Consider the following 21704-nt stretch of genomic DNA (forward strand, 5'->3'; position numbering starts at 1 on the left):
CATAACGTCACCACGCGACTTGCAACCGCGGGGCGGACCATACATTTTTCCCAGCATTTCCTTGAGTGTGGCGACATCAAGCATTTGCTCCGCCAGCATCTTCTTCAGCTTGGCGTTCTCTGCCTCCAGCGCCTTCAGCCGCCGGGCGTCCGAAACTTCCATGCCGCCATACTTCGACCGCCACTTGTAGAAGGTCGCATCGCTGATGCCGTGCTTGCGGCACAACTCTTTCGCGCCCATTCCGGCCTGGTGCTCCTTCAGAATGCCTATGATCTGCTCTTCGCTGAACCGGCTTCTCTTCATCGTCTGTCTCCTCGGTTGGAGAACAGGCTAACCTCAAAGCGAGGACATTTCAGGAGAGCACGTCACGGGCGATGGGCGTGGTTGCAGCGGTTCTTCTTGCCTTCGGTGTTCGCCGGACGCGAGACACCGGAGTAAATCAATGGTGGTCCCTTCTGGTCCTCGTCCCGCCAGCGAACCTAGCTCTGATGGTGTTCCTGCTGCTGGTTCCGACCGACGAATTCAAAGACGCCCCCGTCTAACCACCCACACCACCGGAGATCCGTCACCATCGGGTCTCCGCCGCCACCGCTCGTCAGCGGGTCGATAGCGACAGGCTGGGATGTTTCGGCTGGGATGTTGGCGCTGGGATCTTGGGTGAGCGGCCTGGAGACGGCCCGGTTTCTGGGGCGGTTCGGTAGTTCCCTGACCGCCAGCGACCCGCTCACCCAAGATCCCAGCGCCAACATCCCAGCCTAGAACCGCTATCGACCCGCTGACGAGCGGTGGCGGTGGAGAAATTCCCTCCGGCGGTTTTGTCTGCGGGAACCCTTTCAGCTTCGACGCCCGAATTCCATTGCAGGAGAAGGAAGACCGTCAAATCGAGCCCTTTGACGCTGAATGGCCGCACTCCTTCGAGGTGTTTGATGCAGCCGAACCTATCCGGGTGGACGACGCCCGCCGGAAGCTGGCGCTCTGGCGTTACGATTACAACACCGTCAGGCCGCACTCATCGCTCGGGAACAAAACACCGTCCGAAGCGCGCCGGACGCCTGAGCAATTTGAGGGCTCCGCGCCCGGCGCGCTTGCCCAGCCCGAAACCGACGACTATCAAAACCAAACCCGAAGACTCTCGTTATGAACGAGGGACCAGTGGGGGGCAGGTCACTTGCCCCATCAGAACCTCAACCTGCCGCAACTTTGAGACAATCTCTTCGGGCTTCGGTCGCTTGTTTGCCATTCTTGGTCCTCCGTTTCCTAAACATAGGGGGGACCAGTTCAGTTGGGGGGGCTCTACTATTGAGCCCACCAAGCGCCTTAGGCCTGCAGCCGCCAGTCCTCTTCGTGCTCCAGTCCGCTGGCGTCCCGTCCGGTGCCTGCGGCCTGCGTGCGGAAGGTGCCGATGGCTCCCGCCATGGCCTGAGCTTCCTTGGACAGGCCCAGGCTGGAGGAGGTGACCTCCTCGAACAATGCCGCGTTGCGGGTCGTTGCGTCGTCGAGATTGGCCATTGCCGTATTGATCTCTTGGAGACTGCCAGATTGCTCCGAGGACGCCTGGGAGATGGACTTCATCAGGTCGGCCGCGCTGGCGACAGAGGCGGAGATTTCGGTGATCGCCGTGCGGGTCTGCTCGACCAGATCCGCACCGAGTTCGACGTTCTGGCCGGCTTCGTCCACCAGCGCAGCGATTTCCGTGGCGGCCTCCTTGGACCGGTGCGCCAGGGTCCGGACTTCCGAGGCGACGACGGCAAAACCTTTGCCGACAGTGCCCGCACGGGCCGCTTCGACGCCGGCATTCAGCGCCAGCAGGTTGGTCTGCTGGGCAATCGCCTCGATCATGCCGATGATCCGGGAAATCTTTTCGGAACTTTCCTTGATCGCCTCCATCGCGCCGTAGGTCCGCTTCACCACTTCGATGCTTTCGCTGGCGTTCTGGCGCGCCGCCTCGACCGAGGCTGAGGCTTCGCCGGAGGCCTGGGCGGTGCCGGCGATGGACACCGAAAGCTGGTTCACCGCAGCCGCCGTTCCGGCCAGGGTCTGCGCTGTGTGCTCCGAACGCTCGGAAAGGTTGCGGGACGCCGAGGATATTTCAGTGCTGCCGCCGGCGATCGACTGCCCGCTGGCGCTGAGGCTGCGCACGGAGGCCTCCAGCTTCTCCAGCGCCACGTTGAAATCATCGCGCAGCTTGGCATACCCCTCCCCCATCTCGCCGCGGATGCGGTAGGTCAGATCGCCTTGGGACAGCCGTTCCAAGCCGCTGCCGATAGCCGTCACGGCGGCCGCCTGCTCGGTAAGGCGCGCGTTGCGCTCAGCCTCGGCTGCAGCCTCCACCTCTGCCTTTTCCACCAGCCCGTCGCGGAACACCGACAGCGCCGTGGCGATGCGGTAGATCTCATCGCTGGAGCGCTCGTAACCGGTCACCGGACGCAGGTTGCCCGCGGCCAACCGTTCAGTGGTGCCGCTGATGTCGGCCAGCGGGCGCAGGATGAGGATCCGGGTCAGGACCAGAGCCGCCAGGAACACCCCCGCCGCCACTGCCGCCAGGATCTGCAGCTGCCGCTGCGCTGCGGTCACATCTGCGGCAAGCCCGTCCGCGATCGAGGCAATCTCCAGCTGGCTTTCAGCTCCCAGAGAGGTCGCCTTGTGAGAAAATTCAAGCACCGCCTCCACCGTAGCCCGCGACGCCGCCGCGGCTTCGGCAGCGGCCTCCAGGGCTGCGACCTTGAACACCGGCAGGCCCTGGGAAGGGTCAGCCAGCGCCACCATCCCCTTCAGCTCCTTCTCAAAGACGCCATCATTGAAACCGGTATAGCCCGCCAGCTCCTCGGCGGCCTCCTGCAGCGGCCCGGCGGCGGCACGGGCCGTGGGAATGTCATGCGCAGCAGCCATGTCCAGCGCCGCAACCTGGAAGGCGCTGATCCAGCTATTGATTTCCAGCAGCTGCTGCAGGACGCCGACCTGGTTGTCCAGCAGGCCCTGAATTGCAGTGCGGTTGTCGTCGCTGGCCTGGGTGGCCGCAACCGACAGGGTGAACACCATACGCTCCATCGCCTGGGTCAGCGGGCGCACACTGGCATTGCGGGCAGCCAGCACCTCCTTGCGGCTGTCTTTCAGCTCCTTGCGGCTGGCCGTCAGCGTATAGCGGAACAGCTCGACACCTTCGCTGACCTTTTTCACCCGGAAGGCATCCAGGCCCAGGTCCTCAAGCCGCCCCATCACCGGCTCCAGCCGCTTCAGCGCGTCATTGGCCATTTTCTTGAGCGCCCTTTTGGTGGGCACATCGCGCACATGCCCCAGCGCCAGCGCCGCGCCGGACAGGATGCTGATGTCCGCCCGCGCTTCCAGCAGTGTCTGCAGGCCTCCGAATTGCTGCTCCACCAGGTTGTTCAGGACCTCATCGACCTGGATGATGGTTTCTTCGCCGCCGTCCATCAGGCTGTCGCGGGCCTCGGAGGCGACCACAACAAGCTTATCCTGCACCGCCTGGCTGAGGGTTTGCAGGCTGGCCGTCTGAGTGTCGATCCAGGCCTGGTTGCGGAAGGCCCCCTTGCGCGCCGCAATCAGATTGCTGAGCATTTCCGCGGCGGCAGACGCCTCCGGCGCAAAAAGGGCCTGCTCATCCGCGGGCAGCCCGGAAACGGTTGCGTCGAGATTTGCAATGGCGGCAGCGGCCTCTTCCTCGGCCTGGGCCAGCGTCTCAGCCGATCCGGCCTGCAAAACGCCGATCATCGTATTCTTGGTGCGGCCTGCGGCATTCACCAGCCGGCTGCTCAGCTCCAGCTGGGGCACCTTCTCCTGGGTCAGAACTTCCATCTGACGGCCGGTCTGGGAGAACACGAGGGTGACCAGCACACCGCCAACGGCGGAGGCCGCGCCCATTGCCATCAGAATAAGCGTGATCTTGGCGCCTATGCTGGAAAACAGCCGGAAACGGCGCTGTGCCTGAACGTCATTTGTAGTAGTCATAGTCTCACCCAAGTTATCCGCCCGCATACATCTGAGCCCGGGCCAGTCAGCGGGCCGCCCCACTGCCGCGATGGTCAGGCCAGGCATTCAACGGTGCAGGGCCGCTGCCACGCAATTGCCCGCGTCTATTCGTTAGAAGGGCGGGAAGAATCTAAAAGAAGCATGAGCAGAGCAGGGAAAATCAGTTGCATTTTACCGGCCGGCAGCTAAGGCCGCGGCGCCGGAGTTGGATTGCCACTGTTTTCTTGGGCCCTGAGGCTAGATGGCGTCCGAGAGCCGCCACACAGCATGCAGTGGCAGGTTCGCGGTTTCCATCACCGGACGGTAGCCGGTCAGCGGGTCGAACTCATGGCGGATCTCGCCGCCCTCACGGCGGGTGGTCAGCAGAACCGGGCGGCCATTGACCTGTTCGCCGGAAACCGAAACCGGCAATGTGCCAGTGAGCCAGCCGCCATAGCTGACGGCACCATTGCGGCCGCGGAGGACAATCTCGAAATAGTCTAGCGCTGCCATGCGGAAAATCAGGTCCGCGCCCCCCTCCGCACTGCTGCCAAGATGCTCGACCGTCAGTTCTGCGCCGATCAGATTACGGACCGAGTACCCCCAGCGGTGCATGAAATCTTCCACAATATCCAGGATTTCCTGTGTCCGCTCCTCGGGCTGCACAGCAGGTCCGAAATCAGAGAAACGACGTTCAAATGCCAGATTTTCGCTCACGCCCCCTCCCTACTCTGCCCGTTACCGGTCTTGATTGCCCCAGCCCGCCGCCAGTTACCAACGGGTGCTAACATGTGCGGCCCGGCCTTTCGGCAAATGCCCCGAATACGCATTACCAGGCGTCACCCGGCAGCAGGCATACGGGGGTGCCGGACCGGTGCTAGTCCGGCACGCCGGCTTGCCGCAAGGCAGAGGCCCATTCCGGCCCGGCCGGGCTCATTGCGGCCGGGTTGTCCCGCTGGAATTGCGACAGGCAGAATTTCGGCGCGGCCTCAAGCAGTTCCTGCACCGCGGTCTTGGCCTCGTCGCCCCGACCGGACATCTGCAGGGCAATCGCCTTGGAGCGCAGCGGCACCGGGAAGGCGCCTTTGGCCGCCAGCGAGCGGTCGGCCAGTTCGATCGCGCGGCCATAGTTGCGGGCCGCCAAATGCGCCAGTGCCGAAATCGCGTCGAAGTAGTAGCGCTGCGGGCCCAGAGGGGTCAGCTGCCGGGCCGCGTCGGTCATCTGCACCGCCTCATCCGGCATATCCTGATAAGCAAGCGTCGCCCCTTTCAGCAGCAGCGCCAGGGCTTCGTTCGGATTGTCGCGCAGCGCCAGGTCATAGGCATCCTGTGCCAGGTCGAACCGGAAGGTCAGGTGGCTGGAGATCAGCCCCTTGAGCGTGTGGGCCAGCGAAAATCCCGGCGCCGCTTCAATAGCCGCCTCCGCCATCCCGCTGGCGAGGCGGCTGTCCTCCTCGCGGTTCGGCGACAGCCCCTTTTCGACCCGCATCACATGCCAGAACCCCATCCAGGTCAGCGGCAGCGCATGTTTCGGCTCGCGCTCCAGCAGATGGGACAGGATTTCATGCGCCCGCTGGAATTTCTGCACATCCATTTCCTGCATCAGCGAAATTGCCGCCATCAGCAGCACGTGGCTTTCCAGCGCCTTCAGCGGCTTGAACCCGGCCAGCCGCACCGCCTCGCCCGCGGCACTCTGGCCGATCTGCAGCGTGGCGTTGCGCAGCACCGAGCTGCGCCCCTCCATCAGGCTGCTCTTGCTGCCTTCGAAATTGCGCGACCAGATCACCTTCTCCCGGACCGCATCATGCAGGTCTATTTCGGCGCGGTACCGGCCGCCTTCGCTGGTGACTGTCCCCGACACCAGATAGTCGACCCCCGCAACCGAAGACACCTCGGCCGGGCGCACGGTTTCCGGGTCGAATTGGCGTGAAGCAAGATAGGAGGTCACCGAGAAAGCCCAGCTGCGCGACAGGTGCCGCGACAGTTCTTCGGACATCAGCGATCCAAGCGGCGCATCCGCATCGCCCGGCGACCGGTGGACAAAAGGCAGCACCGCAATCGAGGGCAGCAGCCTGTCCAGGATCACACGCCCCGGGGAGACGCCGGCATCGGGCGCCGGCTGCGCAGCCCCGCGGGCAAACTCCGCACGGGTTTCCGCCAGCCAGGCATTAAAGGCGGATTCATGCGGCAGCTCAAAGCCTTCCATGAATTCTGCACTGCCCGTACAGCCGTCCAGCTCCACCCGGGTCAGGTCCAGGATGACCCGCTCCCGGTTGGCAAACAGCAGTTTGGCCGCCTCCGGGCCGAGATGCCGCCGCAGCGTCGACAGTGCAGTGCGCAGGCTTGCCTTGGCCTGTTCCGGCTGCGCCAGGCACCACAGTGTCTTCTCCAGAAACGCACGTGTCCGGATCCCTCCGTCGGCCGTGGACAGCAGCGCCATCAGCGCCTGGTGCTTGGCCCCCAGTTGCACGCTCACCCCGTCCGCGCGAAAAACGCCAAAAGCCCCAAACCGGCAAATCTTGAGAAAGACAGTCATCCGCCAACCCCACTAAACGCTTGTTACAACCGATGTTAAACTACCATCATATTGCATTGACTAAATTTGCTTTGCAATTATTGATTGTAAAAATTTAAACGCTCAGATCAGTACCAGCCCGCAAAGCCGGGTGCCGCATTCACTCGCCTCAACATAATTGACCCACGTCAGCTTAAATCCTTGTCGCGCTGAAAGCGGCCTGAGAGCGTGATTTACAGCTCATGCCCTGCAGCTCAAGCAGCCCCGAGTAAAAACGGGCATCTCACACGGAATACGTGCAAATTCTATTCCTCAGGATAGCGGCGGGATTATCTCCGCAAATTCAGCGCCCTTACAGGCAGGCCGCAGCCGAACCTGCATGGGCGGATCCCAGGCTCAAGCCCAAAACAGCGGCAAATCTGCTCAACACAAGGCAGTTCAAAAAACCAAAGAAAAAACGCCCAGGCGCGGCGCCAGCCGCGGCACTGACTCGAAGATGCAATTTCGAAGTTCTGCCAACCTGCCCCCCCTGCCCCGCCGGGACAGGGAACGGCCGCGCCGTGAAAGTCTGCGGCGGAGACCCCAAGTCCGGCCGGAAAGCGCCAAACCTGACCAAGCGGTGGCGCGGAAAAAGAGCCTTGCCCTAGGCCTCAGGCACGAAACGGTACCCGCTGCCGGATCGTTCTGCCCGCCCGATACCGCCGCCAGGCAAATGGTAGCCAATCAGCCGCATCCGGTCTGAGACCAGCTGGTCCAGCAGGCGCAGGCGCGTTGCTGCGGCGGCCTGCGGATCCTGGTCGGAGCCTATGGGCCAGGCAGGCTCGGCAAAGCTGACGTGATGATTGCCAACCGCGTCGCCCAGGATCAGGACGCTTTCACTGCCGCTGCGGATTTCGAACGACATATGCCCCGGCGTGTGGCCCGGGGTGGCCCGGGCGGCAACGCCGGGCAGGATTTCCGCACCATCGGTGAACAGCTGCACCCTGTCCTCCAGCACCTCCATCCGGCGGCGGGCTCCGGCGGCCATGGCAGCGCGGCTGCTGCCGATGCTGGCGGCAGTATCCGGGTCGTACCAATACTCCCATTCGCCCTGCCCCATCAGGAACGCAGCTTCGGGAAACAGCAGATCGTCGAAATCGTCCAGCACCCCCCAGAGGTGATCCGGATGGCAATGGGTAAACACCACATGGGTCACCTCCTCCCGGGCAACCCCGATGGCCTCCAGCGCCCCTGGCAGCCTGCCAGCACTGTCCTGGAACCCGGGCCCGGAGCCCGCGTCGAACAGCACCACCCGGCCCTCGTCCCTCAGCAGGGTGACGTTGACTTCTGGCTTCAAAGGTCCGGAGGCAATCCCGTACTGCTGGAGAAGCGGTTGCAGCGCCTCCGGGTCCAGCCCGCCAAAGATAAACTCCGGCGGCAAGGTAAGGTGGCCGTCCGACAGCGTTTCAATCTGCTTGGCACCCAGCCTGATGCTGGACAGCGCCCATCCAGGCGCCGCTGCCGCCGCCAGCCCCGCCGCAGCCGCCAGGCCGAAATTCCGTCTGCTTAAGGCCATGACCTTTCCCCCGCTTCGCTCATCTCACATCAAATGCAAATATTCCATTTGATGAATTATATAATACATCGCGGCAGCGAGGGAAACGCCTGCTTTGCCGCAGCCCGGCCAGCGGTAGCGTCACGAAAGCCCCAAAGCCGCACAATGGCTGCGCAACGCGGCGCAAAACCGCTGCGCGGCGGCACTCAGCTGGTGCTCTCGGCGGGTGCACAGGCCCACGGGGCCCAATGTGCTGTCCGTGTTCAACGGCAGTGCTGTCATGGTGCCAGCCTCCAGTTCGGGCCGCACTACACCGTGGCTGATGATCCAGACCGCCTGATGGGCCAGAACAAACCGCCGCCCGAAAGACGGGGAGACCGTCTCGACCGGGAACCGCGGCAGCGCCAAGCCCTGTTCCAGAAACATCCGCTCGACAAAGGGGCGGATGATTGAGCCTTCCGACGGCATCAGCACCGGATAGTCCTCAAACACCCCCGGCGGCAAATGGGCAACGCCGGCCAGCGGGTGACCTTTCGCGACCACCACGGCGACCCGCTCGCGATACAGCGGATCAAACTCCACTCCGGCCATGGTCTCGGGCGCGGGCAGCCGGCCGACCACCACATCCAGACTGCCGCGGCGCAGCTGGTCGATCAGATACTGATTGCCGCCGGACATCACCAGGAACCGCCCCGGCGCGCTGCCTGCGCGCAGTTGCGCCAGCGTGTCCGGCACCAGATCGGCGGCCACGGTCGGCAGCGCCCCGATGGAGACCAGCGGCCCCTCCGCCTCCCCCAGCCCCTGCAGCAGCGCCACCCCGTCCCGCGCCAGCGCCAGGCTGCGCCCAGCATGGTCCCGGAACAGCTCGCCATAACTGCTGAGCCGGATGCCGCGGCCGTGCTTCTCTACCAATGGCTTGCCGCAGACCTCCTCCAGCTCGCGCAATGCCCGGGTAACCGCCGGCTGGCTCATGCCCAGCGCTTCAGCCGCCTGGGTCACGCTCATCTTGCGGGCGACTTCGACGAAGACTTCAAGATGGCGCAGCTTCAAAGATGACGAGAGACGCATATCAGTACGGGTATTATTTTATGTCTGATTGAGAATTATACAGATCATCCCCGGTATGCGATACTCCCCGCAAAGGGAGGCTGCAATGACGCAAGACCGTTACGACCGCGGCATGCAAATACGGCGCAAGGTGCTGGGCGATGCCCATGTGGACCGTGCCGAGGCCGCAAAGACCGCGCTGGATCAGCCGTTTCAGGAGCTGATTACTGAGGCCGCCTGGGGCACGGTCTGGGCGTCGGACCGGATCTCCTTGCGGGAACGGTCGATGCTGACACTGGCGCTGCTGGCAGCCACCGGCAACTTTGCCGAGATCCCGATGCACATCCGCGCCACCGCCCGCACCGGCGCCAGCCAGCATGACGTGATGGAAGCGTTCCAGCATGTGGCCATCTATGCCGGGGTGCCGCGCGCCAATCAGGCGCTGAAGCTTGCCAAGGAAACCTATGCCGCAATGGCAGCCGAAGGAGAGGAGCCTGCATGAACACGCCGCCGAAACAGGGGGAGTTCTATCAGCGCGACCGGTGCTGGCACCCGCCAGCCCTGTCGCAGGACTACAAGACCTCGGTCACCCGCTCGCCGCAGTTTCCGCTGATCAGCCTGGAAAACACCGCCAGCGAGATCACCGGCCCGGTGTTCGGGCACAACGACATAAATGCCACGGACAACGACCTGCTGACGAACTTCGCCCAGCCCGGCGAAAGCCCGATCGGCGAGCGCATCATCGTGCATGGCCGGGTGCTGGACGAAAACGCGCGTCCCGTGCCGAACACGCTGGTGGAGATCTGGCAGGCCAATGCCTCCGGCCGCTACCGGCACAAGAAGGACACCTACCTCGGCGCGCTGGACCCGAACTTTGGCGGCTGCGGCCGCACCCTGACGGATGAAAACGGCTGCTACAATTTCCGCACCGTGAAGCCCGGCGCCTACCCCTGGCGCAACTGGGTGAACGACTGGCGGCCTGCGCATATCCACGTGTCGGTCTTCGGCTCCGGCTTTGCCCAGCGGCTGATCACCCAGCTGTACTTCGAGGGCGACCCGCTGATTGCCCGCTGCCCGATCGTGAACACCATACCGGACCCGGAGGCGGTGGAGATGCTGGTGGCCCGGCTCGACTTGAACGCCACCATTCCGCTCGACACCATCGCCTACCGCTTTGACATCGTGTTGCGCGGGCGGCGGTCCACGCTGTTCGAAAACCGGCTGGAGGGGAACTGATGCGCCAGAAGCTGGACTATCTGAAGGAAACCCCCTCTCAGACCGCCGGGCCATATGTCCATATCGGCCTCGCCCCCGGCGCGGCGGGGTTCGAGATCTACGATCAGGAGCTTGGCTGGGACATTGCCGGGCCCAACGCCAAGGGCGAGCGCATCCGGGTTGAAGGCATAGTGACAGACGGCACCGGTTCGCCGGTCAAGGACGTGCTGCTGGAGGCCTGGCAGGCCAATGCAGACGGCGTCTATGCCCACCCGGAGCATACAGGCGGGGTGGAGGAGGGTTTTCGCGGCTGGGGCCGGGTGATCACCGATTTCGAAACCGGCGAATGGGGCTTTGACACCGTGAAACCCGGGCCGGTCATGGGCCGTAACGGGCAGATGATGGCACCGCATATCAGCCTGTGGATCGTGGCGCGCGGCATCAACGTGGGACTGAACACCCGGATCTATTTCGAAGACGAGGCAGAGGCCAATGCTGCCGACCCGGTGCTGAATGTGATAGAGTGGGAGCGCCGCCGGGTCACCCTGATCGCCAAGCGTGAGCTGCGCGGCGGCACGCCTGTCTACCGTTTCGAAATCCGCCTGCAGGGCGAAAATGAGACCGTGTTTTTCGATATCTGAAGGGGAATTCCATGAGCAAACCCTGCATCATCTGCGTCGCCATCACCGGCTCGGTGCCGACCAAGGAAAACAACCCGGCGGTGCCGGTCACCATCGAAGAACAGATCGAAAGCACCCATGAGGCTTTTGAGGCCGGTGCCTCGATTGCCCATTGCCATGTGAGGAACGACGACCAGACGCCGACCTCGGACCCAGAGAAATTCGCCCGCTTGATGGAGGGGCTGCAGAAACACTGCCCCGGCATGATCATCCAGCTGTCGACCGGCGGCCGCTCCGGCGCTGGCCGGGAGCGCGGCGGAATGCTGCCCCTGCGCCCCGACATGGCGTCGCTGTCGGTGGGCTCCAACAACTTCCCAACCCGGGTCTATGAGAATTCCCCTGATCTGGTGGACTGGCTGGCCTCGGAAATGCGCGCTCACGAGGTGAAGCCGGAGATCGAAGCCTTTGACCTGTCGCACATTCACCAGGCGGTGAAGATGAACCGGGAGGGGCGCATTCCCGGCAAGCTCTACGTGCAGTTCGTGATGGGGGTGAAGAACGCGATGCCCGTCGACAAGGACGTGTTCGACTACTACGTCAAGACCATGCAGCGGCTGGCGCCGGAGGCCCAGTGGTGCGGCGCCGGCGTCGGAGCCGGGCAGATCCTGGTCAACGAATGGTCCATCGCCGCGGGCGGCCATACCCGCACCGGGCTTGAGGACAACATGCGGCTCGACCGGGACACCCTGGCGCCCTCCAACGCGGCGCTGGTGAAACGGGCGGCAGAGCTGTGTGAAAAATACGAGCGCCCCGTCGCCACCTGGCAGCAGGCCCGCGAGATCCTGGAGCTGCGGCCCGCCTGAGGCCGCCTGCTTCGGGCCGCAGGCCCGAAGCCATGCCCAAGGCCGCAAGGCGGCCCGTCAGGGCCGCCGCGGGCGCGGGAGCGCCCCGCCCTCTTTGCTGCTCAGATCATCCCTCGCCAGACAGGTCTTTGAGGATCGGACAGTCCGGACGGCTGTCGCCAGCGCAGCTGTTGACCAGCTCGCCAAGCGTGTCGTGCATCGCCTGAAGATCCGCGATCTTCTCCTCGATCTTGGCCAGATGCTCCTGCGCCAGCTGTTTCACATCGGCGCTCGCGCGGCTTTCGTCCTCGTAAAGCGCCATCAGGGTGCGGCAGTCCTCGATGGTGAAGCCCAATGCCCGGGCACGGCCCAGAAAGGCCAGCTTGTGCAGATCGGTCTCGGCAAAGCAGCGGTAGCCGTTAGCGCTGCGGTGCGGCTTGATCAGGCCAATGTCCTCGTAGTAGCGGATTGTCTTGGCGGGCAGGCCTGAGCGGCTGGATACGTCCCCGATGTTCATGCGCGCGCCTCCTGCTTGCCGGCTTCCTTGGCCGCAGATACGGCCTGCTCCTCATCTATGGCAGGTTTCAGGCGGCGCAAGCGCAGGGCATTGGACAGCACAAACACGCTCGACAGCGCCATCGCGCCCGCGGCCAATGCCGGCGACAGCAGCGGCCCGCCAAAGGGATAGAGCACCCCGGCGGCCACCGGGATCAGCAGCACGTTATAGCCAAAGGCCCAGCCCAGGTTCTGGCGGATGTTGCGCATGGTGGCGCGGCTGACGGTCAGCGCATTCACCACCCCGCGCAAATCGCCGGAAACCAGCACCACATCTGCCGCCTCGATGGCAACGTCGGTGCCGGTGCCGATGGCGATGCCTGCATCCGCCGCTGCCAGCGCCGGCGCGTCATTGATGCCATCCCCGACGAAAGCCAGCGCGCCATGCTCCGCTTGCAGCTCCTGCAGCGTCTTGACTTTGTCCGCAGGCAGGCATTCGGCTTTCACCGCGTCAATGCCCAGCCGCCTGGCAATCGCTTGCGCCGTCGCGGCCGCATCGCCGGTGATCATCGCCACCTTCAGCCCCTGATCGTGAAACGCCTTGATCGCCGCAGGGGTGCCCGGCTTGATCGGGTCAGCCACCGCAATCACCGCCGCCGCCTGCCCGTCAATGGCCGCGTACAGCGGGGTTTCGCCGCGTTCCGCGAGCCTTTCACCTTCCGCCGCCAGCGCGCCAAGCGCAATGCCTTCGCGGGCCATAAGCCGGGCCGCGCCAACCAAAACCGCGCGCCCCTCGGCCTGCGCCCGCAGGCCATAGCCCGGGATCGCCTCAAAGGCGTCCGCCTTGGGCAGCCTCTTACCCGCCGCTGCAGTAATGGCGCGGGCGATGGGGTGTTCCGACTGCGCCTCCGCCGCGCCAGCCAGGCGAAGAACTTCCTCGCGGGTAAAACCCTCGGCGCAGATCAGCTCGGTCAGAGCCGGGCGGCCCTCGGTCAAAGTGCCGGTCTTGTCGAGCGCCACTACCCGGACTTCCTGCAGCCGCTGCAGCGCGTCGCCTTTCCGGAACAGCACCCCCATCTGGGCGGCGCGGCCGATGCCCACCATGATCGAGGTCGGCGTTGCCAGCCCCATCGCACAGGGGCAGGCGATGATCAGCACCGAAACCCCAGCCACCAAGGCCAGCGGCAAGGAGGGCGCCGGGCCGAACAGGGACCAAGCCAGCACCGTCAGCGCCGCAACCGCAATCACCGCGGGCACGAACCACAGGGTGATCCGGTCCACCAGCCCCTGCACCGGCAGCTTGGCGCCCTGGGCCTGCTCTACCATGCGGATGATCTGCGCCAGCACGGTGTCGCGGCCGACGCGGGTGGCGCGGAATTCCAGCGCGGAGTTGCCGTTTATGGTGCCCGCTGTCACCTCATCGCCGCGGGATTTGGCCACCGGCACCGGCTCACCGCTGATCATGCTCTCATCGATGTAGGAGCTGCCCGACACAATCTCGCCGTCCACAGCGATACGCTCGCCCGGGCGGACCCGGATCAGGTCCCCTGCCCCGATCTCCTCGACCGGGGTTTCTACCGCTTCGCCGCCGGCAACCACCATGGCGGTTTTCGGCTGAAGCCCGGCCAGCTTGCGGATCGCCGCGCCGGTGCGCCCCTTGGCGCGCGCCTCCAGGAACCGGCCGGTCAGGATCAGCACCACGATCACCGCGGCGGCCTCGTAATAAACATTGGCAGTGCCTGCGGGCAGCAGCCCGGGCGCGAAGGTGGAGATCACCGAGAACCCGTAAGCGGCGGAGGTGCCCAGCGCCACCAGCGCGTTCATGTCAGGCGCCCCCCGGAACAGCGCCGGGAAACCCTTGCTGTAGAACTGCCGCCCCGGCCCGGCCAGCACCAGGGTGGCCAGCGCGAATTGCAGCAAGTAACTGTTCTGCATGCCGATATTGGCCACAACCCAGTGATGCAGCGCCGGGATCGTGTGGCCGCCCATCTCGATCAGGAAGGCCGGCAGGGTCAGCAGCGCGGCGATCAGCACCTGCCGGGCCAGCGCGGCAATCTCATCCGCCTTGCGCTGGCTCGCCTGCTCCGCCTCATCCGCGGCACCGCTGCTCAGGCGTGCCGGGTAGCCTGCCTCTGTCACCGTGCGGGCCAGATCGGCTGCGCGGGCCGCGCCGGTCAGAAACCGGACCTGCGCGGTTTCATTGGCCAGGTTGACACTTGCCGCCAACACCCCCGGCACCTCCAGCAGCGCCCGCTCCACCCGGCCCACGCAAGACGCGCAGTTCATACCGCTGAGAGCCAAGGTGATTTCCGACTCCGCCGCCGGGTAGCCCGCGGATTTGAGCGCATCCGTCAGCTGAACCAGCTGCACCTCCGGCGCGGCCTCGACCTGGCCGGTTGCGTTTGCAAGGTTCACCGAGGCCGTCTCGACCCCTTCGACCGCTGCCAGGGCACGTTCGGCGCGCCCGGCACAGCCAGCGCAGCTCAGGTTGGTGATTTGCAGTGATATACGGGTGTTTTCTGACATGGGAGACCTGCAGGCTTTATCCTATGTTAGGCCATATGAGGGTTCCAGTCAGGGGAAGGTCAAGGCCCCGCAGCAAGATTCCTTCCCAAAACTGGAAGCCTGCGGGCAAGCTGCTGGAAAACGCGGTTTTTTCTTCCTGAACAGATGGCGCGGACCGCCGCTCAGCTGTCGCATTCGGGGCAAAGCCCTGCCTGCCGGGACTGTTAGGGTGCCGAGGCAATGCTTGCGTGCGCCGGCCTGCAAATGTAACGCTGGGTCATTCCGGCCCGCGGCCCTGCCGCTGGCAACGCATTCACCCCGGACCCGCCCTGCGGCGGCCCGGCCCCGGAGAATATGGACGAAGGACCAGTCACATGATCAAGACCCGCGCCGCCGTTGCGGTTGCCCCCGGCAAACCGCTGGAAATCATGGAGGTGAACCTCGAAGGCCCCAAGGCGGGCGAGGTTCTGGTGGAAATCAAGGCAACCGGCCTGTGCCACACCGATGAATTCACCCGCTCGGGCGATGACCCCGAAGGCATCTTCCCGGCAATCCTGGGCCATGAAGGCGCAGGCGTCGTGGTCGAGGTTGGCGAAGGTGTCACCTCGCTGAAGCCCGGCGACCACGTGATCCCGCTCTACACCCCCGAATGCCGTGAGTGCGAATACTGCCTCAACCCCAAGACCAACCTGTGCCAGGCAATCCGCTCGACCCAGGGCCAGGGCCTGCTGCCGGACGGCACCACCCGGTTCTCGATGCAGGACGGCACCCCGATCCATCACTACATGGGCTGCTCGACCTTCGCGAACCACACCGTGGTGCCGGAAATCGCGCTGGCGAAAATCCGTGAGGACGCGCCGTTCGACAAGGTCTGCTACATCGGCTGCGGCGTCACCACCGGCATCGGTGCGGTGATCAACACCGCCAAGGTGGAAATCGGCTCCCGCGCGGTGGTCTTCGGCCTCGGCGGCATCGGCCTCAACGTGATCCAGGGCCTGCGGCTGGCCGGTGCCGACCAGATCGTCGGTGTTGACCTGAACCCGGGCAAGGTGGAAATGGCCGAGAAATTCGGCATGACCGACTTCGTCAACCCGGCCGAGGTCGAGGGCGATCTGGTGGCGCATCTGGTCGAACTGACCGGCGGCGGCGCTGACTACACCTTTGACGCCACCGGCAACGTTCAGGTGATGCGCACCGCGCTGGAATGCGCCCACAAGGGCTGGGGCGAAAGCATCATCATCGGCGTGGCGCCGGCCGGGGCCGAAATTTCGACCCGCCCGTTCCAGCTGGTCACCGGCCGGGTCTGGAAAGGCACCGCCTTCGGCGGCGCTTCCGGCCGCACCGACGTGCCGAAGATCGTCGACTGGTACATGGACGGCAAGATCGAGATCGACCCGATGATCACCCACAAGCTGACCCTGGATCAGATCAACGAAGGTTTCGACCTGATGCACGAGGGCAAATCCATCCGCGCCGTGGTGGAATTCTGATCCCCGGCCGAATGCCAGACCGCAAAACGCAGGCTCCCGGGCCTGCGTTTTCATTTTCGCATGCGGCTTGCCCTGCGGCGCTCAGCCTGCCCCAGCAAAAGGGCCAGGCCCGCGCATGAGGATCAGTCTTCGCCGACAGTTTCGACAGCATCCAGCCTGACACCGTAGCCCCAAAGGCGGCGCAGGTGCTTGAGGACCTCTTCCTGGTCCTCTTCATCCAGATGGATGCCATCGCGCACCGTGTGGGTCAGCTTCAGCTCCCGGTCGCCGCGCAAGTCCGCGTCCGTCACCTGAATATCCGGCTCCAGATAGGCCAGGTCGTACTGCTTGGCCAGGTCGCGCCGGATCGCCTTGTAGCCCGCACGGTTGTGGATCTGGCTGACAACCAGATTGGGCAGGTCCGCGTCATTGGTGAGGGTGAACAGCTTGAACTTGCGGATCAGGTTCGGCGACAGGAACTGCTGGATGAAGCTTTCGTCGCGGTAATTCGCCCAGGCATCGCGCAGCACGCCGCGCCAATCCGGGTTGCCCGCGAAATCCGGGAACCATTCCCGGTCCTCATCGGTCGGGTCCTGGCAGATGCGGCGGATGTCCTGCATCATCGCAAAGCCCAGCGCATAAGGGTTGATGCCCGAGTACCGCGGATCGTCGAATTCCGGCTGCATAACCACATTGGTGTGGCTGTGCAGCATCTCCATATAGGCGCCTTCGGTGATCTGGCCTTCCTCATAGAGCTTGTTGATGATGTAGTAGTGCACGAAGGTTGCGCAGCCCTCGTTCATCACCTTGGTCTGCTTTTGCGGATAGAGATACTGCGCCAGCATCCGAACGATGCGCAGGATCTCGCACTGCCAGGGCTCCAGCACCGGGCTGTGCTTCTCCAGGAAATACAGCAGGTTTTCCTGCGGCAGGTTCATCTGCTTGCGGCGCGCGCTGTAGGACGCATCCTCGGCGGCCTCCAGCTTGTCGCGCCCTAGGGTGCTATCGGTCCAGATGTCCAGCACGCTCTGGCCGCTTTCGTAGCCCTCGCGCACCTTCTGCATCGCGATCAGTTCCTCGCTGGTCGGCTTGGGCGGGCGCCCGTAACGGAACACGCCCTGGGACTGCAGCGCATGGGCGGCGTCCAGTACCTCCTCCACGGCGCTCAGCCCGTAACGCTCCTCGCAGGCGGCGATATAATTCTTGGCAAAGGCCAGATAGTCGTGGATGCCTGCCGCATCGGTCCATTGCTGGAACAGGTAGTTGTTCTTGAAGAAATGATTATGCCCAAAGGCCGCATGCGCCATCACCAGCGTCTGCATCGCCATGGTGTTTTCTTCCATGTTGTAGCTGATGCAGGGGTTGGAGTTGATGACGATCTCATAGGCCAGCCCCTGGCGGCCGGTCCGGTACAGCGCCTCGTCGCGGGCGAAATGCTTGCCGAAGGACCAGTGCTGATACATCAGCGGCAGGCCGACGCAGGAATAGGCATCCAGCATCTGCTCGGCAGAGATGATCTCGATCTGGTTGGGGTAGACATCCAGGCCGAGGTCTTCGAGCGCGATCTGCTCGATCGCGTCGCGCGCCTTCTCCATCAGCTCAAAGGTCCATTCCGGCCCGTCGAACAGCGGCTCGCGCGCCTTTTCAGCTGCCTGCATTCTGCACCCCTTTCACCTTGGGGAGGAAGAACTCCCGGAAAATCGGATAGATATGGCCGGGCTGCGACACCCGCTGCATTTCGAAATGCGGGGCCAGGCTCTTCACTTCGCGGTAGTTCTGCCACAGGTCTTCGCCTGCTTCCGGATTGTTGAGCAGCATTTCCGCCGCCTCGTCGACAATCTCCACATAGGCATAGAACTGGCTGACCGGCAGCAGGTCGTTCAGCAGGAGGTTTTTGCAGCGCGCCGAGTCATTGCCGAAGTTCTCCCCGTCGGAGGCCTGGGCGCCGTAGATGTTCCACTCATCCGGCGGATAGCGTTCGTCGATGATCTCCTTCATCTTCTCCAGCGCCGTCGACACGATGGTGCCGCCGGTTTCACGGGCGTAGAAGAAGGTTTCCTCATCCACTTCCTGCGCGTGATGGGTATGGCGCACGAACACCAGCTCGGTGTGCTCATAACAGCGCTCCAGGAACAGGTGCAGCAGCAGGAAGAACCGTTTTGCCAGATCCTTCTCGCGCTCCTGCATCGAGCCGGAGACATCCATCAGGCAGAACACCACAGCGCGGGAATTGCGGATCTTTTCCGGCACAAAGGTGTCATAGCGCAGATCCAGCGGGTCGATATAGCCGACCACCTTGCGCTTGCGCATGATCCCTTCCAGCCGCTTTCTCAGCTCCTCCAGGAATGCCTCCTGCGGCGGGGTGCGGTCATCGAGCGCCTCCAGTTCGGCAATCTGCTCTTCCAGTTCCCGCTGGGACTTCGTTGAGGGCCGCTGCAGCGCGATGCGGCGCCCCAGCGAGTTGCGCATGGTGCGCACCAGGTTGAGGTTGTTGGGCGTCCCGGCCGTGGTCAGGCCGGCGCGGCGGATGCCAATGGTTTCGGTCTCCACCGTGGCCTTTTCCACCAGGTCCGGCAGTTCCAGCCCGTCAAACAGGATTTCCAGATATTCTTCCTGGGTCAGGGTGAAGGAAAACTCGTCCTCGCCGTCGCCGTCCTCGGAGGCCTTGCGGCCGCCCTCGCCCGCGCCCCCCTGGGGCCGCTTGATGGTGTCGCCGACAACAAAATCCTTGTTGCCGGGCAGCACGTGGCGGCGGAGCCCGCCCTTGGAGGAATGGAAGAACCGCGGCTCCTTCAGCCCCCGTGACGGGATCGTGACCTTTTCGCCTTCGTCCGGGACGCCGCTGCCGCTCTGGATCGACTTCCCCCGGACCGACTGATCGACGCGCTCCTTAATATTCTCCCGGGCCCGCCGCAGGAACCGCTGGCGGTTCCCGAGGCTCTTGCCCTTCGGATTGGCGCGCCTGTCGATGAAATGATGCATGTTCCACAGCGCTCCTCTTTAGCCCGCCTTGTTGACGCGCATGTACCATTCGACCAGGCGCCGGACCTGACGGTCGGTATAGCCATGGCCGCGCATCCGCTCGACGAACTCCTGGTGCTTGCTCTCGGTCTTGCTGTCCTTCTTGGACCCGAAGGAGATCACCGGCAGCAGCTCTTCGACCTGGGAGAACATGTGCTTCTCGATCACGTCGCGCAGCTTCTCGTAGGAGTTCCAGGCCGGATTGGACCCGGTGTTGGCGCGGTGGCGCAGGGCGAATTTCACGACCTCGTTGCGGAAGTCCTTGGGATTGGCGATGCCGACCGGCTTCTCGATCTTGCTGAGCTCCGCATCCAGCACCTCGCGGTTATAGAGCTGGCCGGTATCCGGATCCTTGTAGTCCTGTTCCTCGATCCAGGCATCGGCATAGGCGATGTAGCGGTCAAAGACGTTCTGGCCGTACTCAGTATAGCTTTCGAGGTAAGCCTTCTGGATCTCGTTGCCGATGAACTCCTCGTAGCGCGGCGCCAGCTCGGTCTTGATGAACTCAAGATACTTCTGTTCCATCTCCTGCGGGAACTGCTCGCGCTTGATCATCTGCTCCAGCACATACATCAGATGCACCGGGTCCGCCGCCACCTCGTTGGTGTCGAAGTTGAAGGTGGTGGAGAGCACCTTGAAGGCAAAGCGGGTCGAGATGCCGTTCATGCCCTCATCCACGCCGGCCCGGTCCTGGTATTCCTGCACCGTCTTGGCCTTGGGATCGGTGTCCTTCAGGCTTTCGCCGTCATAGACCCGCATCTTGGAATAGAGGTTCGAGTTCTCATGCGGCTTCAGACGGGTAAGCACCGAGAAGCGCGACAGGATCTTCAGCGTCTCCGGCGCACAGGGCGCATTGCGCAACTCGCTGTTCTCGATCAGCTTCTCGTAGATTGACGTCTCATCCGAGACCCGCAGGCAATAGGGCACCTTGACGATCGACACCCGGTCGATAAAGGCCTCGTTGTTCTTGTTGTTCTTGAAGGACTGCCACTCGCTCTCGTTCGAGTGCGCCAGGATCAGGCCGCTGAAGGGAATGGCGCCGAAGCTTTCGGTGCCCATGTAGTTGCCTTCCTGGGTCGCCGTCAGCAGCGGGTGCAGCATCTTGATCGGCGCCTTGAACATCTCGACAAATTCCAGGATGCCCTGGGTCGCCCGGTTCAGGCCGCCGGAGAAGCTGTAGGCATCCGGGTTATCCTGGCTGAAGTGCTCCAGCTGGCGGATATCGACCTTGCCGACCAGAGTGGAGATGTCCTGGTTGTTTTCGTCGCCCGGCTCCACCTTGGCCACACAGATCCGGCGCAGCCGCGACGGATGCATGCGCACGACCGAGAATTTGTTGATATCACCGTCAAATTCATCCAGCCGCTGCACCGCCCAGGGCGACATCAGCCCCGGCAAGCGGTGCTGGGCAATGCCGTATTCCTCTTCCAGAACCTTGCCCATGCGCACCGGGTCAAACAGGCCCAGGGGGCTTTCGAAAATCGGCGAGATCTGATTGCCGGCCTTCAGCACATAGATCGGCTGATCCTCCATCAGGCGCTTCAGGCGTTCCGCCAGCGAGGACTTGCCGCCGCCGACCGGTCCCAGCAGGTAGAGGATCTGCTTGCGCTCCTCCAGGCCTTGCGCGGCGTGGCGGAAGTAGCCGACGATCCGTTCGATGGTGTCTTCCATGCCGTAGAAATCGTGGAAAGCGCTGTATCGCTTGATCGTGCGGTTCTGAAAGATTGGCCCGAGCCGCGCGTCCTTGGACGTGTCCACCAGCTCCTCTTCGCCAATTGCCCTCAGCATCCTCTCGGCGACGTTCGCGTACAGGCTTGGATCGTCGCGGCAGGCGTTCAAATAGTCCTGCAGCGGCATTTCCTGCTCGCGGGTTTCGCCGTACTGCTCTGCAAAAAGTTCGGCAATGTCTTTCATCGTGGATCAAGCCTCCTGGTTAACTGGCGCCGTTCCTCCTGGCGTTCCTTCGCGCACGGACAGACGGGTGCCCAGCACGTGGGCATAGGTGTCCGCGTCAGTGTTGAGTTCTGATTTCTGCTCGGCGCCGCTGCTGGCGTTATACGTCCTGCTGGCCGCTCTTTGCGGCGGCCTGTGCCCGGATACCAGGGCTGTCGGCGTCGTCTTAACTTACTCTCGAGCTTACACCAATTACATCCTTCTTCCTATCTGAAAGTGGTGTACTTTTAATTAATTGCCAGAAACTTTTGCGGGAAATTTTCTTCACATCGAAGCGACCAGCCCTTCCGGCGGCCCCTTCTGCACCGCGGCATTTCAAGGGTTTCCGTGCGCATTTCCACCAGTGGGCGACAGACGGAACGCAAACCCAGCCCCAGGGCGAAATCGGGAACAATTTACCTGCGTTTCAAGACCCGCCGCAGCCGGATCCGCTGCGGCAGCACGGTTTTGCCGCACCCCCGCCCCTGTCAAAAATCATTAAATTTCTGCGGCAGCCAGGACACGGTTAGCACCTTAATTACC

At 63.6% G+C, this 21704-nt stretch carries 17 protein-coding genes and 1 pseudogene; 7 read left to right on the plus strand and 11 right to left on the minus strand.

Features of this window, described 5'->3' with window-relative positions; translation table 11 throughout:
* A partial coding sequence (locus ACFMBG_RS21585) for a transposase (protein ID WP_421056737.1) occupies positions 1–303 on the minus strand: 303 nt, incomplete at its 3' end.
* Positions 304–374: 71 nt separating this feature from the next.
* Here ACFMBG_RS21585 and ACFMBG_RS21590 point away from each other — a divergent pair.
* Entirely contained in the window at positions 375–542 is a 168-nt protein-coding gene (locus ACFMBG_RS21590) for a DUF805 domain-containing protein (protein WP_421056738.1), read from the plus strand.
* A 374-nt stretch (positions 543–916) separates the two neighbouring features.
* Positions 917–1141: pseudogene (locus ACFMBG_RS21595) on the plus strand (integrase core domain-containing protein); the annotation flags it as partial.
* A 176-nt stretch (positions 1142–1317) separates the two neighbouring features.
* Here ACFMBG_RS21595 and ACFMBG_RS21600 read toward each other — a convergent pair.
* From ACFMBG_RS21600 to pcaQ, 5 genes are all read right to left on the minus strand, one after another.
* On the minus strand, positions 1318–3966 hold the full coding sequence (locus tag ACFMBG_RS21600) for a methyl-accepting chemotaxis protein (protein WP_421056739.1): 2649 nt from the start codon (positions 3964–3966) through the stop codon (positions 1318–1320).
* Positions 3967–4224: 258 nt separating this feature from the next.
* Positions 4225–4683, minus strand: a complete 459-nt coding sequence (locus ACFMBG_RS21605) for a hypothetical protein (RefSeq protein ID WP_421056740.1) — start codon at positions 4681–4683, stop codon at positions 4225–4227.
* Between the two features lie 160 nt (positions 4684–4843).
* Positions 4844–6502, minus strand: a complete 1659-nt coding sequence (locus ACFMBG_RS21610; RefSeq protein ID WP_421056741.1) for a transcriptional regulator — start codon at positions 6500–6502, stop codon at positions 4844–4846.
* 622 nt (positions 6503–7124) lie between these two features.
* Complete coding sequence (locus ACFMBG_RS21615) at positions 7125–8036, minus strand: MBL fold metallo-hydrolase (protein ID WP_421056742.1); 912 nt, start codon at positions 8034–8036, stop codon at positions 7125–7127.
* A 120-nt stretch (positions 8037–8156) separates the two neighbouring features.
* Complete coding sequence (gene pcaQ, locus ACFMBG_RS21620; protein WP_421056743.1) at positions 8157–9083, minus strand: pca operon transcription factor PcaQ; 927 nt, start codon at positions 9081–9083, stop codon at positions 8157–8159.
* An 85-nt stretch (positions 9084–9168) separates the two neighbouring features.
* Here pcaQ and pcaC point away from each other — a divergent pair, with 85 nt between their 5' ends.
* From pcaC to ACFMBG_RS21640, 4 genes are read left to right on the plus strand one after another with little or no spacing between them, the layout of a single operon-like run.
* Positions 9169–9564, plus strand: coding sequence for a 4-carboxymuconolactone decarboxylase (gene pcaC / locus ACFMBG_RS21625; protein WP_421056744.1), 396 nt, complete (start codon positions 9169–9171; stop codon positions 9562–9564).
* A complete protein-coding gene (gene pcaH, locus ACFMBG_RS21630; RefSeq protein WP_421056745.1) occupies positions 9561–10298 on the plus strand; it encodes a protocatechuate 3,4-dioxygenase subunit beta in 738 nt (245 codons plus the stop codon). The genes pcaC and pcaH overlap by 4 nt, the downstream gene beginning before the upstream one ends.
* Positions 10298–10918, plus strand: a complete 621-nt coding sequence (pcaG, locus tag ACFMBG_RS21635) for a protocatechuate 3,4-dioxygenase subunit alpha (RefSeq protein ID WP_421056746.1) — start codon at positions 10298–10300, stop codon at positions 10916–10918. Before pcaH ends, pcaG begins: the two co-directional genes overlap by 1 nt.
* A gap of 11 nt (positions 10919–10929) precedes the next feature.
* Positions 10930–11760 carry a 3-oxoadipate:acetyl-CoA acetyltransferase gene (locus ACFMBG_RS21640; protein WP_421056747.1) on the plus strand — a complete coding sequence of 277 codons (831 nt, stop codon included), beginning with the start codon at positions 10930–10932 and terminating at the stop codon, positions 11758–11760.
* Positions 11761–11866: 106 nt separating this feature from the next.
* Here ACFMBG_RS21640 and cueR read toward each other — a convergent pair whose 3' ends face one another.
* Complete coding sequence (cueR, locus tag ACFMBG_RS21645) at positions 11867–12256, minus strand: Cu(I)-responsive transcriptional regulator (RefSeq protein WP_039181103.1); 390 nt, start codon at positions 12254–12256, stop codon at positions 11867–11869.
* Positions 12253–14760: a heavy metal translocating P-type ATPase gene (locus tag ACFMBG_RS21650; protein ID WP_421056748.1), complete on the minus strand. Its 2508-nt coding sequence runs from the start codon at positions 14758–14760 to the stop codon at positions 12253–12255. The genes cueR and ACFMBG_RS21650 overlap by 4 nt, the downstream gene beginning before the upstream one ends.
* A 356-nt stretch (positions 14761–15116) precedes the next feature.
* Here ACFMBG_RS21650 and ACFMBG_RS21655 point away from each other — a divergent pair, with 356 nt between their 5' ends.
* On the plus strand, positions 15117–16229 hold the full coding sequence (locus tag ACFMBG_RS21655) for an S-(hydroxymethyl)glutathione dehydrogenase/class III alcohol dehydrogenase (RefSeq protein WP_421056771.1): 1113 nt from the start codon (positions 15117–15119) through the stop codon (positions 16227–16229).
* A 122-nt stretch (positions 16230–16351) separates the two neighbouring features.
* On the opposite strand, the gene ACFMBG_RS21660 is transcribed toward ACFMBG_RS21655, so the two are convergent.
* From ACFMBG_RS21660 to ACFMBG_RS21670, 3 genes are read right to left on the minus strand one after another with little or no spacing between them, the layout of a single operon-like run.
* The gene (locus ACFMBG_RS21660; protein ID WP_421056749.1) at positions 16352–17866 is read right to left on the minus strand and encodes a SpoVR family protein; all 1515 of its coding nucleotides are present in this window, start codon (positions 17864–17866) and stop codon (positions 16352–16354) included.
* The gene (locus ACFMBG_RS21665; RefSeq protein ID WP_421056750.1) at positions 17853–19190 is read right to left on the minus strand and encodes a YeaH/YhbH family protein; all 1338 of its coding nucleotides are present in this window, start codon (positions 19188–19190) and stop codon (positions 17853–17855) included. The genes ACFMBG_RS21660 and ACFMBG_RS21665 overlap by 14 nt, the downstream gene beginning before the upstream one ends.
* Before the next feature lie 18 nt (positions 19191–19208).
* Entirely contained in the window at positions 19209–21143 is a 1935-nt protein-coding gene (locus tag ACFMBG_RS21670; RefSeq protein ID WP_421056751.1) for a PrkA family serine protein kinase, read from the minus strand.
* Positions 21144–21704 lie beyond the last annotated feature (561 nt).

The sequence above is a fragment of the Leisingera coralii genome (genome assembly GCF_049056525.1).
GTDB lineage: Bacteria > Pseudomonadota > Alphaproteobacteria > Rhodobacterales > Rhodobacteraceae > Leisingera > Leisingera coralii.

Coding starts and splice junctions, on each gene's coding strand:
- ACFMBG_RS21660 (WP_421056749.1), bottom strand. CDS start 17,866: ATGCAGGCAGCTGAAAAGGCGCGCGAGCCGCTGTTCGACGGGCCGGAA.
- pcaQ (WP_421056743.1), bottom strand. CDS start 9,083: ATGCGTCTCTCGTCATCTTTGAAGCTGCGCCATCTTGAAGTCTTCGTC.
- ACFMBG_RS21615 (WP_421056742.1), bottom strand. CDS start 8,036: ATGGCCTTAAGCAGACGGAATTTCGGCCTGGCGGCTGCGGCGGGGCTG.
- cueR (WP_039181103.1), bottom strand. CDS start 12,256: ATGAACATCGGGGACGTATCCAGCCGCTCAGGCCTGCCCGCCAAGACA.
- ACFMBG_RS21670 (WP_421056751.1), bottom strand. CDS start 21,143: ATGAAAGACATTGCCGAACTTTTTGCAGAGCAGTACGGCGAAACCCGC.
- ACFMBG_RS21650 (WP_421056748.1), bottom strand. CDS start 14,760: ATGTCAGAAAACACCCGTATATCACTGCAAATCACCAACCTGAGCTGC.
- ACFMBG_RS21600 (WP_421056739.1), bottom strand. CDS start 3,966: ATGACTACTACAAATGACGTTCAGGCACAGCGCCGTTTCCGGCTGTTT.
- pcaC (WP_421056744.1), top strand. CDS start 9,169: ATGACGCAAGACCGTTACGACCGCGGCATGCAAATACGGCGCAAGGTG.
- pcaH (WP_421056745.1), top strand. CDS start 9,561: ATGAACACGCCGCCGAAACAGGGGGAGTTCTATCAGCGCGACCGGTGC.
- pcaG (WP_421056746.1), top strand. CDS start 10,298: ATGCGCCAGAAGCTGGACTATCTGAAGGAAACCCCCTCTCAGACCGCC.
- ACFMBG_RS21640 (WP_421056747.1), top strand. CDS start 10,930: ATGAGCAAACCCTGCATCATCTGCGTCGCCATCACCGGCTCGGTGCCG.
- ACFMBG_RS21610 (WP_421056741.1), bottom strand. CDS start 6,502: ATGACTGTCTTTCTCAAGATTTGCCGGTTTGGGGCTTTTGGCGTTTTT.
- ACFMBG_RS21590 (WP_421056738.1), top strand. CDS start 375: ATGGGCGTGGTTGCAGCGGTTCTTCTTGCCTTCGGTGTTCGCCGGACG.
- ACFMBG_RS21665 (WP_421056750.1), bottom strand. CDS start 19,190: ATGCATCATTTCATCGACAGGCGCGCCAATCCGAAGGGCAAGAGCCTC.